Annotated in this window: 14 protein-coding genes and 1 tRNA gene; all 15 read left to right on the top strand. The window is 51.6% G+C overall.

Features of this window, described 5'->3' with window-relative positions:
- On the top strand, positions 1-187 hold a 187-nt coding region (gene tuf / locus KKG35_12445; protein ID MBU1738937.1), incomplete at its 5' end, for an elongation factor Tu.
- A gap of 82 nt (positions 188-269) precedes the next feature.
- Positions 270-419 carry a 50S ribosomal protein L33 gene (gene rpmG / locus KKG35_12440; protein ID MBU1738936.1) on the top strand — a complete coding sequence of 50 codons (150 nt, stop codon included), beginning with the start codon at positions 270-272 and terminating at the stop codon, positions 417-419.
- A gap of 12 nt (positions 420-431) precedes the next feature.
- Positions 432-508 (top strand) — tRNA-Trp (locus KKG35_12435).
- A 156-nt stretch (positions 509-664) separates the two neighbouring features.
- A complete protein-coding gene (secE, locus tag KKG35_12430; GenBank protein ID MBU1738935.1) occupies positions 665-931 on the top strand; it encodes a preprotein translocase subunit SecE in 267 nt (88 codons plus the stop codon).
- A gap of 29 nt (positions 932-960) precedes the next feature.
- The gene (gene nusG, locus KKG35_12425) at positions 961-1491 is read left to right on the top strand and encodes a transcription termination/antitermination protein NusG (GenBank protein ID MBU1738934.1); all 531 of its coding nucleotides are present in this window, start codon (positions 961-963) and stop codon (positions 1489-1491) included.
- A 55-nt stretch (positions 1492-1546) separates the two neighbouring features.
- Positions 1547-1972, top strand: a complete 426-nt coding sequence (rplK, locus tag KKG35_12420; protein MBU1738933.1) for a 50S ribosomal protein L11 — start codon at positions 1547-1549, stop codon at positions 1970-1972.
- Between the two features lie 83 nt (positions 1973-2055).
- A complete protein-coding gene (gene rplA, locus KKG35_12415) occupies positions 2056-2769 on the top strand; it encodes a 50S ribosomal protein L1 (GenBank protein ID MBU1738932.1) in 714 nt (237 codons plus the stop codon).
- Positions 2770-3089: 320 nt separating this feature from the next.
- Positions 3090-3611, top strand: a complete 522-nt coding sequence (gene rplJ, locus KKG35_12410; protein MBU1738931.1) for a 50S ribosomal protein L10 — start codon at positions 3090-3092, stop codon at positions 3609-3611.
- Between the two features lie 30 nt (positions 3612-3641).
- On the top strand, positions 3642-4028 hold the full coding sequence (gene rplL, locus KKG35_12405; protein MBU1738930.1) for a 50S ribosomal protein L7/L12: 387 nt from the start codon (positions 3642-3644) through the stop codon (positions 4026-4028).
- A 254-nt stretch (positions 4029-4282) separates the two neighbouring features.
- Positions 4283-8371 (top strand): DNA-directed RNA polymerase subunit beta, encoded by a 4089-nt coding sequence (gene rpoB, locus KKG35_12400; GenBank protein ID MBU1738929.1) that lies wholly within the window; start codon positions 4283-4285, stop codon positions 8369-8371.
- A 62-nt stretch (positions 8372-8433) separates the two neighbouring features.
- Complete coding sequence (gene rpoC, locus KKG35_12395) at positions 8434-12492, top strand: DNA-directed RNA polymerase subunit beta' (protein ID MBU1738928.1); 4059 nt, start codon at positions 8434-8436, stop codon at positions 12490-12492.
- A 182-nt stretch (positions 12493-12674) separates the two neighbouring features.
- On the top strand, positions 12675-13046 hold the full coding sequence (gene rpsL, locus KKG35_12390) for a 30S ribosomal protein S12 (GenBank protein ID MBU1738927.1): 372 nt from the start codon (positions 12675-12677) through the stop codon (positions 13044-13046).
- Between the two features lie 11 nt (positions 13047-13057).
- Entirely contained in the window at positions 13058-13531 is a 474-nt protein-coding gene (gene rpsG / locus KKG35_12385; protein ID MBU1738926.1) for a 30S ribosomal protein S7, read from the top strand.
- A gap of 152 nt (positions 13532-13683) precedes the next feature.
- Positions 13684-15768, top strand: coding sequence for an elongation factor G (gene fusA / locus KKG35_12380; GenBank protein MBU1738925.1), 2085 nt, complete (start codon positions 13684-13686; stop codon positions 15766-15768).
- 19 nt (positions 15769-15787) lie between these two features.
- A partial coding sequence (gene tuf, locus KKG35_12375) for an elongation factor Tu (protein ID MBU1738924.1) occupies positions 15788-15926 on the top strand: 139 nt, incomplete at its 3' end.

The following is a 15926-nucleotide window of genomic DNA, read 5'->3' as shown; positions in this document are numbered from 1 at the left end:
CCGGACGACCGACGTGACCGGGATTGTAAACCTTCAGGCGGGAGTAGAGATGGTAATGCCTGGAGACAACGTGACGATCGAAGGGCAGCTGATTACCCCGATTGCGATGGAAGACGGACTGCGCTTTGCGATCCGAGAAGGCGGCCGTACTGTAGGCGCCGGTGTTATTAACAAGATTGTCGAGTAGTTTTCAGATTAATCAATTTTAAAGTTGGCTGTCAGCGAGACCATCGGGTGCCCGCTGTCGGCCAATTATTTTGGCAGGAACAATGAGAGATATAATTACACTTGGTTGTACTGATTGTAAAAGACGCAATTACACAACAACAAAAAACAAGCGAAAGACCCCCCAGAAACTGGAGTTCAAAAAGTTTTGCCGTTTTTGCAGAACCCACACGCTCCATAAGGAAACGAAGTAGAAGGATCTGAAGAGGCCAGTAGCTCTAATTGGTAGAGCACCGGACTCCAAATCCGGGGGCTGGGGGTTCGAATCCCTCCTGGCCTGCCACTTTTAATGCTTCGCCATTGGTCAAAAAGCTCTGGCGAAGCAATCTTTTTCTATTTTGCCGGTTCTTGGCTGACGCTGTATACAAGCCTGGTGAATGAAGATTTGATCCTGATCATGTCAGACGGTTCAGGGGTAGTTTAATAAGAGAAGAGACCGATGGTTGATAAGAACGAGAAACAGTCTGGGAAGACCAAACAGAAAGCCGTCAAGCAGATTGAGGGTTCATCCCAGGGCTTCCGGTTTTCGCAGATCAGTGAGTTTGCGACTGAAGTCAAGGTTGAATTCGGCAAAATTGCGTGGCCGAACAAAAAACATACTGTCGGTTCCACCATGGTGGTGGTGGTGCTTGTTGCCATCATGGCTGTTTACCTTGGAGCGGTCGATCTGTTTCTTGGTAAACTGATTGGTTATATCCTGGGTTAATTATAAAACTTTTGCTGATGACTGAAACTATGGCTCGTGCGTGGTACATACTCCATACCTATTCCGGATTTGAAGAGCAGGTCAAAACTGCCCTGGAAGAGAGAATAAAAAATGCCGGCCAGGAAGAATTTTTTGGTGAGATCCTTGTTCCGACCGAGCAGGTTGTTGAGATGGTCAAAGGCGCCAAGAAGACCTCTTCTCGCAAGTTTTTTCCTGGGTATATCCTGATTAATGTTGATTTGAATGATCACACCTGGCACACAGTGCGGGATACCCCAAAGGTTACAGGGTTTGTTGGGGATGATTTGAACCCCCAGGTCCTTTCCGATGATGATGCGATGAAGATCATCGGTCGGATCAAAGATGGGGCCTTAAAGCCGAAACCGAAAGTAATGTACGAAGTCGGTGACAGTGTTCGGGTGACCGACGGTCCTTTCTCAAATTTTCAGGGAATTGTCGACGAGGTTTTTCCGGACAAGGGCCGGGTCCGGGTCATGGTGTCGATTTTTGGCAGGGAAACCCCGGTTGAGTTGGAATTTGTTCAGGTCGCCAAAGGGTGACCGTTATCACATATTTGTTTTGGTTTAATTCAGCAGTGTCAGTGAGGAGAATAAGATGGCAAAGAAGATCGATGGATATATAAAACTGCAGATCCCTGCCGGCAAGGCGAATCCTTCTCCGCCCGTTGGGCCGGCGTTGGGTCAGCGTGGCGTCAATATAATGGAATTTTGCAAGGCATTTAATGCCAAGACCCAGGATAAGGGCGATATGATCATTCCTGTAGTGATCACTGTTTATGCCGACAAATCGTTTTCCTTTGTCACCAAGACCCCCCCTGCATCAAGGCTCCTTTTCAAAGCTTTAGGCCTGAAGGGCGGATCCAGTAATCCGAAACGCGAAAGGGTCGCCAAGGTGACCAGGGCGCAGCTGAGAGAGATCGCAGAGACCAAGATGCCCGACCTGAACGCCTATGATGTTGACACCGCGATGAGGACCATTGAAGGTACCGCGAAAAGTTGCGGCATAACGATAGTTGAGTGATACATTTAAAGGTTCTTGCCTCTATCTGTCAAAAGGCTGAAGAGGTGGAACGCTTGGTTTTTTATTTAATGGAGTAGCAAGTTATGGCTAAAAGTGGAAAAAAATATCAGCAGAGTGCAGCAGAAGTGAATCGCGAGACCGTATATGCTCTGGGAGATGGTATCGAACTGGCGCTGAAAGGAAAATATGCAAAGTTTGACGAGTCTCTTGACGTGGCAGTCCGTCTCGGGGTTGATCCTCGCCATGCCGATCAGATGGTCAGGAGCAGTGTGTCTCTCCCGAATGGTACCGGCAAGGTTGAAAGAGTTCTGGTTTTTGCCAAAGGTGAAAAAGTCCAGGAGGCTCTTGATGCGGGAGCTGATTATGCCGGTGGAGATGATCTGGTCGCAAAAATCCAGGGAGGCTGGCTTGAGTTTGACAAGACCATTGCCACGCCGGATATGATGGGGACTGTGGGCAAGATCGGACGTGTACTTGGTCCGCGGAATCTGATGCCTAACGCCAAACTCGGCACGGTCACCTTTGATGTCGGCAAGGTTGTTGGTGATATCAAGAGCGGCAAGGTTGACTTCAAAGTTGACAAGGCCGGGATTGTTCATGCGATGGTTGGCAAGTCATCCTTTGGTATGCAGAAACTCCGTGAAAATGTCGTCGCTTTCATTGATCGGTTGATGCAGCTCAAGCCGTCATCGGCTAAAGGAGTTTATCTCAGAGGGATTAGTATTTCAACGACCATGGGACCGGGAGTGAAGATTGATCCGCTTGACGTGCAATCATTGATCAAGCAGGGCGCCTGACACGATTATCATCGGGGTAATCCCCGTGAATAATAAAAGGCCTGGCTGCATGGTGCAACCCGGCTTGAAACAAGCAGTTTGATGTCGAAGACAGTTGGTACCCCATTCGGGGTTTAATCGGAACAGGAATTTTAGACCAGTTATTATTCTCTGTGAAGGCCATCCTAGGCAACCGGACATATAGGCACTAAATTCATTAGTGCTGCGGATCAACCGACGGCCTGAATTTGCTGTCGTCCAGAAGATCTTATTCTGTCTGTTCTTTATCGACCTCGGCTGTTTTAACTGTGAATCCTCAGTTGAAAAGGAGGTAAAAACCATTGAATCGTGAAGAGAAAGCCACGATCGTCGAAGACCTCAGTGGCAAGTTCGCCAAGGCGAAGATTGCTATTGTGACCGATTATCGCGGGCTGACCGTCCCGGAACTTGAAGAGTTGCGTTGTGAGCTGAGAAAGAACAACGCTGAGATTCGGGTCGCCAAAAACACCTTGCTGCGCAGAGCGGTCGAAGGAACCCTTTTTGAAGGGATCGGTGATTTTTTTAAGGGAACCACCGCTGTAACCGTATCCTACGATGATCCGGTTGCTCCTGCCAAAGTGCTGACCGGTTTTGCCAAGAGCCATCCGCAGTTGGAAATCAGGTCGGCATCACTGGGCGGAAAAACCCTGACCACTGCCGAACTCGTGGCGCTTTCCACCCTGCCGAGCAGGGAAGCTCTCCTTGGTCAGTTGCTGTCCGTCATGAACGCAGTCCCGACAGGATTTGTTCAGGTGCTCAGCGGTGTCCCGAGGAAAATGCTGTATGTGTTGAAAGCAATTGGCGATCAGAAAGAACAGGCTTAAATCTAAAAAATATTCCAGGAGGAATTTATAATGGCTGTATCAAAAGAAGATGTAATCGAGTTTATTTCCAACATGTCGGTTCTTGAGCTGTCCGAGCTCGTCAAAGAACTTGAAGAGAAGTTCGGTGTTTCTGCTGCAGCTCCTGTCGCTTTTGCAGCCGGTCCGGTTGCTGCCGGTGACGGTGGCGGTGCTGCCGCTGAAGAGAAAACCGAGTTTGATGTTATCCTGGCTTCTGCCGGTGACAAGAAGATTGGAGTCATCAAAGAGGTCCGTGCCATTACTTCTCTCGGTTTGAAAGAAGCCAAAGACCTTGTCGAGGGTGCGCCCGGTCCGATCAAGCAGGGCGTGACCAAAGCAGAAGCCGAGGACATCAAGGCCAAAATCGAGGCAGCCGGCGGCACTGTCGAAATCAAATAATTATTTTCAGATCAGGTGCCGGGCGGTCTGTCAAAACAGATCGTCCGGCAAAACCATTGCCGCTCACCGGCTGTAATGGTTATCCGGTAATAACGCTACGGGGCGAAATCCCTGTGGCGTTTATTGCGTTTTGATATTCAAGGTCCCGGGCCGGCTGTTGGTTTGCGAAATCGTGGCCATGGCTGGTTTTTTAAAAGCGCAGGATCGCGATATAAATTTAGGGCCGCAGGTTAATCATAAGAGGACGACGCCGAATGAATGTAACGAGACGAGTCAGGAAAAGTTTTGCTAAATCCAAAGAGATTGTCGAAAAGCCGCATCTTATTGAGATGCAGCGCTTGTCCTATGAAAAGTTCCTGCAGTTTGAAACTCCGCCGGACCAAAGGATTGATGAGGGTCTGCAGACGATTTTCAAAAGTGTTTTCCCGATTGAGGATTTCAACGGCACCTGTTCACTTGAGTTTGTCAGCTATAATTTCGGCGACCCGAAATACACCGTGGAAGAATGTGTTGAAAGGGGCATGACCTATGATGTCCCGGTGAAAATTACGGTGCGTCTTGTTTCCTACGATATCGATCAGGAGACCGGGGTCAAGAGTATCCGTGATATCAAGGAACAGGCTGTTTACCTTGGCAGTATTCCGCTGATGACCAAGACCGGTGTTTTTGTAATCAATGGCACGGAAAGGGTTATCGTCAGCCAGCTGCAGCGTTCTCCGGGTCTATTCTACAGTCATGATGACGGGAAAACCCATGCCGGCGGGAAAAGACTCTATTCTGCGCGAATCATTCCGGTACGTGGCTCATGGATTGATCTGGAATATGATGCCAAGGACATCCTCTTTGTCAGGATTGACCGGCGGCGCAAGTTCCCTGTATCTACACTGCTCAAGGCTTTGGGCAATTCTACAGAAGAATTGCTTGCATATTTTTATGATCTTGAGGAGCTGACCCTCAAGGGCGATATGGCCTTTATGGATTTTGATCCCGAGGCCTATGTCGGCAAGAGCGCCCCCTACGATGTTGTTCACCCCAAGACCGGCGAAGTTCTCCTCAAGGCCAGCATGAAGATCGGCAAGACCAGAGCGCAGAAAATGGTCGAGGCCAAGGTCAAGACGATCGGCATATCTTTTGAGGAAATGGTGGGGAAGGTTGTGGCCCGGGAAGTGGTTCGTCCCGGAACCGAAGAGGTCCTTGTTCCGTGTAATGTCGAGTTGACCGAAACCCTTTTGGCCGAGCTGGTTGAAGCGAAGGTGAAGACCATCTTCACCCTGGCCATTGACGGGGTCAGTGTCACCGATTCGTTCAGGAAGACGCTCCTTCTCGACAAGGCGCAGACCAGCAAAGAGGCGCTCATCGAAATTTACAGGCGTTTACGACCAAGCAGCCCTCCCACCCAGGAAGTTGCCACCCAGTTTCTTGACAACATGTTCTTCAACCCGGACACCTATGACCTTTCGGTTGTCGGTCGTTTCAAGATGAACGCGAAGCTTGGCGTCGACACCGACATCAACCACCGCACCCTCACCAGAGAAGACATCATGATGAGTGTTAAAGAGCTTGTCCGTTTGCGAGACAAGCAGGGTGAGGTTGACGACATCGACCATCTCGGCAACCGTCGGGTCAGAACCGTTGGTGAACTCATAGAAAATCAATATCGGATGGGTCTGGTCAGAATGGAAAGGGCCATCCGGGAGAGAATGAGTCTCCAGGAAGTGGAGACCATGATGCCTCATGATCTGGTGAACCCGAAACCGATCACAGCTGCGATCAAAGAGTTCTTTGGTACAAGTCAGCTTTCCCAGTTTATGGATCAGACCAACCCTCTTTCCGAAGTGACCCATAAAAGGCGGTTGAGCGCCCTCGGACCGGGCGGTCTTTCCAGAGAAAGGGCCGGGTTTGAGGTTCGTGACGTCCACCCCACCCATTACGGCAGAATCTGTCCGGTTGAGACCCCGGAGGGACCGAATATCGGTTTGATCGTTTCCATGGCAGCGTATGCCAAAGTCAACGAATATGGGTTTATCGAAACTCCTTATCGAAAGATCGAGAACCGAAAGGTAACCGACAACATTTCTTTCATGTCGGCGCTGGATGAGGAGGGTCGTGTTATCGCTCCGGCAAAGACGGAGGTCGATAAAAAGAACCGCATTGTCCCTGACAACCTCATTGCCAGGAAGGAAGGAGAGGTGACTATTACCACCGCCGACCAGATCACCCATATGGATATTTCACCGAATCAGCTGGTGAGTGTTGCGGCTTCCCTGATTCCTTTCCTGGAAAATGACGATGCCAACCGAGCCCTGATGGGATCGAACATGCAGCGGCAGGGTGTTCCGCTTTTGAGGACCGAGGCGCCGCTGGTCGGCACCGGCCTTGAAAAAACCGTAGCCCGGGAATCCGGGGTTTGTCTTCTTGCCGGTGGGAATGGCGTGGTTGAGGAGGTTGATGCCAATCGGGTGGTCGTTCGTTACGAGGAACCTGGCACCGATGGCTTCGAGACCGGGGTGGGAGTGTACCGCCTTGAAAAATACAAAAAGTCGAATCAGAATACCTGTTTCAACCAGCGGCCGGTTGTTCTTCCCGGCCAGAAAGTGGTGAAGGGTGAACTTCTGGCGGATGGTCCTGCCTGCGACAACGGTGAACTGGGGCTCGGCAAGAATGTTACCATGGCTTTCATGCCATGGCGGGGCTACAACTTTGAAGATTCGATTCTGATCAGCGAGCGCCTCTTGAAGGATGACACCTTCACCTCGCTGCATGTTGAAGTGTTCGAGACCGTGTCCAGAGACACTAAGCTTGGCAAGGAAGAGATTACCCGGGATATCCCCAATGTCAGCGAAGAGGCAATGCGCAATCTCGACGAGAGCGGAGTGATTCGGGTGGGTGCGGAAATCAAGGCCGGTGACACCCTGGTCGGCAAGGTGACACCCAAGGGTGAAACCCAGCTCTCTCCAGAGGAGAAACTTCTCAGGGCGATTTTCGGCGAAAAAGCCGGTGATGTCAAGGATACTTCATTACGGGTGCCGCCTGGTGTAGAAGGCGTGGTTATTGATGCCAAGGTCTTTTCCCGAAAAGGGGTCGAGAAAGATGAACGGTCGAAGGCGATTGATGATGCCGAGGTCGCCATTCTTGAACGCGATATGGTCGACGAGATCAGTTGTCTTAAAAAGGCGGTAAAAAACAATCTGGCCGATATCATTGCCGGCAAGAAGGCCGGGGAAGACATCTCGGTCAAGAAGGGACAGGTTCTGCTGAAGAAAGGGCAGGTGATCAAGCATGAATTGATTGAAGAGCTTTCCCTGTCGGTGATCAAGAAAATTGATTTTGCCGGACGCAGCAAAATGGAAGGTGAGCTGCAGTTGCTTCTGGAACGGTTCGAAAACCAGAAGAAGGTGGTGACTGAAAAATACGAAGCCAGGATCAACCGGTTGCGCAAAGGCGATGATCTGCCTCCTGGCGTCATCAAGATGGTCAAAATTTATGTGGCAACCAAGCGAAAACTCGCGGTTGGCGACAAGATGGCAGGCCGCCATGGGAACAAAGGTGTTGTTTCCAGAATTCTCCCTGAGGAGGATATGCCGTATTTCGAAGATGGGACTCCGGTCGATATCGTCTTGAATCCGCTGGGTGTTCCTTCGCGTATGAACGTCGGTCAGGTTCTCGAAACTCATCTCGGTCTGGCTGCCAAAAGACTTGGCGAGCAGATCCAGTCTTTTGCTGAAAAACATAATGTCAAAGCGATTAAGGATCGTCTGAAAACTGTCTATTCCAAAGAAGAATATGACGCACTTCTTGACGGTCTGGCAGATGAAGACCTGCTCGCTCTGGCCCATCGGATGGGTTCCGGAATTCATATTGCGACCCCGGTTTTTGACGGTGCCAATGAAGCCGAGATTCGCAAGATGCTGGTTGAGGCCGGTGTTGACGAGGTCGGACAATCTGTGCTTTACGATGGTCTCTCCGGTGAAAGGTTTGCGAACCTTGTAACCGTCGGCGTGATGTACATTCTGAAGCTGCATCATCTGGTCGACAACAAGATCCACGCCAGATCGACCGGCCCGTACTCTCTGGTTACCCAGCAGCCCCTCGGCGGCAAGGCCCAGTTCGGTGGGCAGCGTCTTGGAGAGATGGAGGTTTGGGCCATGGAAGCCTATGGCGCCGCATATACCCTGCAGGAATTCCTGACCGTTAAATCCGATGATGTGAACGGCCGGACCAAGATGTACGAGAAAATAGTCAAGGGTGATAATTTCCTGGAATCAGGGTTGCCGGAGTCATTCCATGTTCTGGTCAAAGAGCTCCAGGGACTATGTCTCGACATGGAACTTCTGGATGAGTGATGCGAAATTTACCCGTCGGTAATTTTTATATTCTAATCTAACGCATATAGAAGGTGTGAAACGTGGATGAACTTTTCAGCTTTTTCGACAAAGCTAAGAAACCGGTAAATTTTAAGTCTGTCAAAATTTCCCTTGCCTCTCCTGAGAAAATCAGAGACTGGTCCAATGGGGAGGTTAAAAAGCCGGAGACCATCAATTATCGAACCTTCAAACCTGAAAGGGACGGACTGTTCTGTGCAAAGATCTTCGGACCGGTAAAGGATTACGAATGCAACTGCGGTAAATACAAGAGAATGAAACACCGCGGGGTGGTCTGCGAAAAATGCGGTGTTGAGGTCATCCAGTCCAAGGTGCGGCGGGAAAGGCTTGCCCATATTGAGCTTGCGGCCCCGGTTGCCCATATCTGGTTTCTGAAGAGTCTGCCCAGCAAAATCGGCAATCTCCTTGACCTGACCTTGAAGGAACTGGAAAAGGTTCTCTATTTCGATTCCTATGTGGTGACCCGATCCGAAGCGCCGGCGCCGGCTGTCGGGACTCTGCTGAATGAAGAGCAGTATCGCCAGGCGCTTGAAGACCATCCGGGCCAGTTTGCCGTGGGGATCGGGGCCGAGGCAATCCGGGCCCTGCTGCAGAACCTCGACTTGAATACCCTTTCCATCGAGTTGCGCGAAGAGATGCGGAGTACCGGTTCCGAGGCCAAGAGAAAGAAACTGGCGAAACGGTTGAATGTGGCCGAGGCCTTTCGGGATTCCGGGAACCGGCCTGAATGGATGATCCTTGAAGCGATCCCGGTACTTCCTCCGGATTTGCGGCCGCTGGTCCCCCTTGAAGGTGGCCGGTTTGCCACCTCTGATTTGAACGATCTCTACCGCCGGGTGATCAACCGGAACAACAGGCTCAAGAGGCTCCTGGAGCTGGACGCTCCCGAAATCATTATCAGAAATGAGAAGCGGATGCTGCAGGAAGCGGTGGATGTCCTCTTCGATAACGGGCGACGCGGCAAGGTGATCACCGGGCCCAACAAGCGGCCGCTCAAATCGCTGAGCGATATGTTGAAAGGCAAGCAGGGTCGTTTCCGGCAGAACCTTCTCGGCAAGCGGGTTGATTACTCCGGTCGAACCGTCATCGTTGTCGGTCCCCACCTTCGTCTCCACCAGTGCGGACTGCCGAAAAAGATGGCACTCGAGCTGTTCAAGCCGTTCATCTACAATAAGCTTGAGATGCAGGGCCATGTCAGCACGATCAAGAGTGCCAGGAAAATGGTCGAGAAGGCGGACAAAATTGTCTGGGACGTCCTCGATGAGGTCGTCAAGGAATATCCGGTCATCCTCAACCGGGCGCCAACCCTGCATCGTCTTGGCATGCAGGCTTTTGAACCGTTGCTGATCGAAGGCAAGGCGATCCAGCTGCATCCTTTGGTGTGTACGGCTTTTAACGCCGACTTCGATGGTGACCAGATGGCTGTTCATCTGCCGCTTACGGTTGAGGCCCAGGTGGAGGCCCGGGTCCTGATGATGTCGACCAACAACATCCTCTCCCCGGCTCACGGCGAACCGATTATCATTCCTTCCCAGGATATCGTTCTCGGGCTGTATTATATGACCAGAGAGCGGCTCAAGGCCAAGGGGGAAGGAAAGGTGTTCTCCTCGCTCGATGAGGCGCGTCTCGCCTATGACTATGGCGAGGTTGATCTGCAGGCGGCAATCAAGGTCCGGATCAACGGGGAGGTTCTTGCGACCACCATGGGACGGTTGCTGGTCGGAGAATTACTGCCGGAAGCAGTCCCCTTCAGCAAGGTCAATCAGGTTCTGAAGAAAAAGGAGCTTGCTCAGCTTATCGACTACACCTATCGCCATGCAGGCAGCAAAAGCACGGTTATTCTGGCAGACCGCTTAAAAGATCTCGGGTATGAACATTCGACGAAAGCCGGGATCTCCATTTCCATTAACGACATGATGATTCCGGTCAGCAAGGATGATATTCTGGCGGCGGCCGAAAAGGACGTTCTGGAAGTTGAGCAGGGCTGGCTCAATGGTGTCCTGACCGAGAGCGAGAAGTACAACAACGTTGTTGACATCTGGTCGAGGGCCACCGACAAGGTCTCCCAGGAAATGATGAAGGAGATGAGTGTTGAGTATGTCAAGGACAAGAACAATAAGGTTATTGAAACTCCGAGCTTCAATTCCATCTTTATCATGGCGGATTCAGGAGCGAGGGGCAGCAAGGACCAGATAAGGCAGCTGGCCGGAATGCGTGGTCTGATGGCCAAACCTTCCGGGGAGATTATCGAGTCCCCGATCAAGGCCAACTTCCGGGAAGGATTGTCGGTGCTTGAGTATTTCATCTCGACCCACGGCGCCCGGAAAGGTCTTGCCGATACCGCGCTGAAGACCGCCAACTCCGGTTATCTGACCAGAAGGCTCGTGGATGTTGCCCAGGATGCGACCATTCTGGACAAGGATTGCGGGACCCTTGACGGTATTGAGGCCGAACCGCTTATGGAAGGCGGCGAGATTATCCAGCCCGTTGGCGACAGGATTCTCGGCCGGGTTGCTCTTGACGATATCATCGATCCTTTCACCGGCGATTTGCTGGTAGAGGCCAATGAAGAGATTGATGAGGAAAAAGTCAGAGTGATCAATGAAGCCGGTATCGACCGGGTCAAAATTCGTTCCGTGCTGACCTGCCGTTCACGGCGGGGGGTTTGTGTGAAATGCTATGGCCGGGACCTTGGTCGCGGACATATGGTCAATATCGGTGAAGCCATCGGGATCATCGCCGCCCAGTCAATTGGTGAGCCGGGTACCCAGCTGACCATGAGAACGTTCCACATCGGTGGTACAGCCAGTCGGGCTGTTGAGCAGGCCGAGATTTCAACCCAGCATGGCGGAACGGTTAAACTTCAGGATGTCCACACCGTTGTCAATGACGAGGGCCAGATGATCACCATGAATCGAAACGGTGAGCTGGTGATCGTCAGTGCCGAAGGTCGTGACCGTGAGCGTTACCGGCTCAATTACGGTGCGCATCTGCTGGTCAAGGACGGCGAGGAGGTCAAGCCCGGGACAACCCTGGCTGAATGGGATCCCTTCTCCACCCCGATTGTTACCGAGATCGGCGGTATTGTTAAATTCGGCGATATCAAGGAAGGTCTTACCATGCAGGCCGAGGTTGATAAAACCACCGGCCGGTCGACCCATAAGATCATTCCGCCCAGAACCGGAAACTTCAACCCCCGCATCTCGCTGAAAGATGACAAGGGCAAGACCCTGAAACTTCCCAAAACAGGTTCTCCGGCCCGGTACAGTCTGTCGGTGGGGACCCTGATCTCGGTGAGCGAAGGTGACCGGGTTGAACCGGGTACCATTATTGGTAAAATTCCGCGTGAGACCACCAAAACCAAGGATATCACAGGTGGTCTGCCGAGGGTTGCAGAGCTGTTTGAAGTACGCAAACCCAAGGAACATGCGGTGATCACCGAGATTGACGGCCAGGTCAGTTACGGCAAGGACCTGAAAGGCAAGAAACGGGTGATTGTGACTCCTGAACTGGGAGAACCCCGCGAGTATCTTATTCCCAAAGGGAAACATGTCGTCGTCCACGAAGGGGATTATGTCAAGGCCGGCGAGGCCCTGATGGACGGATCTTCTGATCCGAACGACATTCTGCGGGTCCTCGGGGTCAAGGAGCTTGCCAAGTTCCTGGTCAATGAGATTCAGGAGGTCTATCGTCTGCAGGGCGTAAAGATCAACGACAAGCACATTGAGGTTATTGTTCGCCAGATGTTGCGGCGGGTCACCATCACCTCTGTCGGAGACAGCACCTTCATGCTCGGCGAACAGGTTGAATCCTGGCGTTTTGTCGAGGAGAATGAAGCCCTGCTCAGGAGTGGGAATCGGCCTGCAGTGGCGGAGCCTCTGCTTCTCGGGGTGACCAAGGCCTCGCTCAGCACCGACAGCTTCATCTCTGCCGCGTCGTTCCAGGAAACCACCAAGGTTCTCACCAATGCGGCGATGGCTGGCCGGATTGATGACCTGAGCGGTCTGAAGGAGAACGTGATTATGGGCCGGTTGGTTCCCGCCGGAACCGGGCACAAGCGATATCAGCTTGATGTTGAATAATTGCTGCTTTTTAGGGATGAGATTGTCCTTGACAAGCCGGACCGTATAGATTATTTATCCCGTTTTCCTGTTTCAGGGCCTGGCCGATTTTGTAGGACGCCGGAGATGTGAAACGGGTTTCTGATCGGAGTTTAATGAAGCTTTCGATCCACTTTGAAAAAGAACAGATGGAGTTTGAATACATGCCAACCATTAATCAGCTGGTAAGGCAAGGCCGCAAAAAGTCGGTTAAAAGAACCAACACACCTGCGCTTCAGGGTTCTCCCCAGAAGAGAGGGGTTTGTGTCAGGGTATATACCACAACACCGAAAAAGCCGAACTCAGCGTTGCGTAAAGTCGCCAGGGTCAGGCTCACCAACGGAATCGAGGTGACATCCTATATTCCGGGTATCGGGCACAACCTGCAGGAGCATTCAGTTGTATTGATCAGGGGCGGCAGGGTAAAAGACCTCCCCGGTGTTCGTTATCATATCGTGAGGGGCACGCTGGACACCCTTGGTGTTTCCGAAAGGCGGCAGGGTCGTTCCAAGTACGGGGCCAAGCGGCCTAAATAAGGAGTTGTGAGATGCCAAGACGTAAGATAGTTGCCAAACGGCAGATTGAACCTGATTCACGGTTTAACAGTGTGCTGGTATCAAAGTTCATTAATGGTCTGATGGAGCGTGGCAAAAAGAATGTGGCCCGCAGTATTTTTTACGGGGCAATGGATATTCTCGAAAGCCGTATTTCCGATGACAAGCCACTTGATGTTTTTGAAAAGGCCATGGAGCAGGTTCGGCCCCGGGTTGAAGTCAAATCAAGGCGTGTTGGTGGTGCGACCTATCAGGTGCCGATTGAAGTCAGGCCTGAAAGGCGTAATGCTCTGGCTATCCGTTGGCTGGTGGGTTTTTCACAGAAAAGATCAGGGCAGTCAATGGCCGACAAGCTGGCCGGTGAGTTGATGGATGCTTATAACAGTCGCGGGTCAGCTGTAAAGAAACGTGAGGACACTCACAAGATGGCGGAAGCCAACAAGGCATTTGCCCATTACCGCTGGTAATCTTGCTTTTTTACTTTTAAGCAACACAAAGATTGACAAAACAAATCAATAAGTATAAAAAGCCTCTTTCTCTGTCGAGTTTGTTGTTTGAGGGTCAGCTTGGAGAAGAAGCCTGGTGAGAATTTTCAGGCCATTCAGGGTTAAAAATTGTAATGTCTTCACAGACCCCTCTTTTGCGGTTACGCAATATCGGTATTATGGCCCACATCGATGCGGGCAAAACAACAACGACAGAGAGGGTGCTGTTTTATACCGGACGATCTCATAAGATCGGTGAAGTTCATGATGGCAACGCGATCATGGACTGGATGGAACAGGAGCAGGAACGGGGGATCACAATCACCTCGGCAGCAACAACCTGCACCTGGCGGGACCATGTAATAAACATTATTGATACTCCAGGACATGTTGACTTCACGATAGAGGTCGAAAGATGCCTGAGAGTTCTGGACGGTGCAGTCGCCGTCTTTTGTGCCGTCGGCGGAGTTGAACCTCAATCTGAAACAGTCTGGCGGCAGGCAGATAAGTACTATATACCCCGGGTTGCCTTTGTGAACAAGATGGACCGGGTTGGCGCAAATTTTGAGCGCTGTATTGAAATGATTGGCAAACGACTGGGTGCCAATCCCTTGCCTCTCCAGATACCGGTAGGAAGCGAGGAGAATTTTCAAGGAATTATTGACCTCGTCGAAGAGAAGATGCTTTCTTTTGATGAGGGTACGCGGGGGCTTGAGGTCCTGAGCAAGTCGGTCCCCGATGAATTCAAAGAACAGACCACGGCCGCACGGATGGCGCTCCTCGAGAAGTTGGCCGACTTCGATGAGGGTGTCATGGAAAAGTACCTGGAAGAACAAGCTGTCTCTGTCGAGGAGATCAAGCAGGCTGTCAGGAAAGCGACCCTGAGCAGTCAGGTTGTGCCGGTTTTGTGTGGCAGCGCCTTTAAGAATAAAGGCGTGCAGCCTTTGCTTGATGCGATTGTTGACTATCTTCCATCTCCACTTGATGTCCCGGCGATCGAAGGTGAAAACAGCGAAGGTGTGCATGAGAGTCGGGAGGCCAGCAGAAAGGAGAAGTTCTGCGCCCTGGCCTTCAAGATCGCCAGTGACCCGTTTGTCGACAACCTGACCTATATCAGGGTTTATTCAGGAAGTCTCAATGCGGGTGACAGGGTCTATAACCCCGGCAAGCACAAGAAAGAAAAGGTCGGCCGGATTCTTAAAATGCACGCTAACAAGCGTGAAGAAGTTTCGGAGATTTCGGCAGGTGATATTGCTGCCGTTGTAGGGTTAAGGTTCACAACCACCGGGGATACCCTCTGCGAGTCGGGTGATACGATCCGACTTGAGACGATGAACTTCCCGGAGCCGGTTATTTCGACGGCCATTGAGCCGAAGAGCACCGCCGACGAAGAAAAGCTACGTGAAAGTCTGGACAAGATCACCCGGGAGGATCCTTCTTTCAGGGTGAAAACGGATCCGGATACCGGACAGACAATTATTTCGGGGATGGGCGAATTACATCTCGAGATTATTGTCGACCGCCTTCTTCGGGAGTTCAAGGTTGCCGCCAATGTCGGCAAACCGCAGGTCGCCTACAAAGAGACGATCGGCACGGGAGGACGGGGCGAGGGTCTCTTTGACCAGCAGGCTGTCGGCAAACCTCAGTATGGGCATGTGTGGCTTGAGGTTGCCCCCCTTGATCGAGGCACTGGATTTGAATTTGAAAACCGGGTTCCTGCCGGCAATATTCCGGACCAGTTCATCCCGGCTATTGCGAAAGGAATTGAAGATGGTCTCGATTCCGGTGTCCTGATTGGTTTTCCGGTCGTAGACATCAGGGTCAGCTTGGTTGACGGTTCCTACCATGAGGAGAATTCCTCTGAACAGGCATTTGGCGTTGCAGCTTCCATGGCGCTTCGCAAGGCCCTTGAGCAGGCACAGCCCACCCTGCTGGAACCGATCATGGAGCTTGAAATAGTTTTACCCGAGGCAAATCTCGGTGATGTGATTGCGGATTTAAACAGCAAGCGGGCCAGGATTCTTGGTATGGGTGCCCGTCAGGAAGGCATTCAGGTCGTTACTGCCAACGTGCCGCTGGCTGAGATGTTCGGTTATTCGACCGATTTACGTTCTGCAACGCAGGGGCGTGCCAGTTTCACCATGCAGTATGCAACTTTTGACACGGTGCCCGAGAAAAAAGCTGAACGGATAATTAAGAGGATTAAAGGTTTTATATAAAGACTTTTGAGGAAAGATCATGGCAAAAGAGAAATTTGAAAGGACTAAGCCGCACGTAAACATTGGAACGATCGGCCACATCGATCATGGTAAGACAACCCTGACCTCGGCGATAACGCGGGTTCTGGCAACCAAGGGTCTGGCTTCCGCAACCGACT

The organism is Pseudomonadota bacterium (assembly GCA_018823285.1).
GTDB lineage: Bacteria > Desulfobacterota > Desulfobulbia > Desulfobulbales > JAGXFP01 > JAHJIQ01.
Note: the sequence above shows the minus strand (reverse complement) of the source record. Positions and strands in the feature narration are given on the sequence as shown.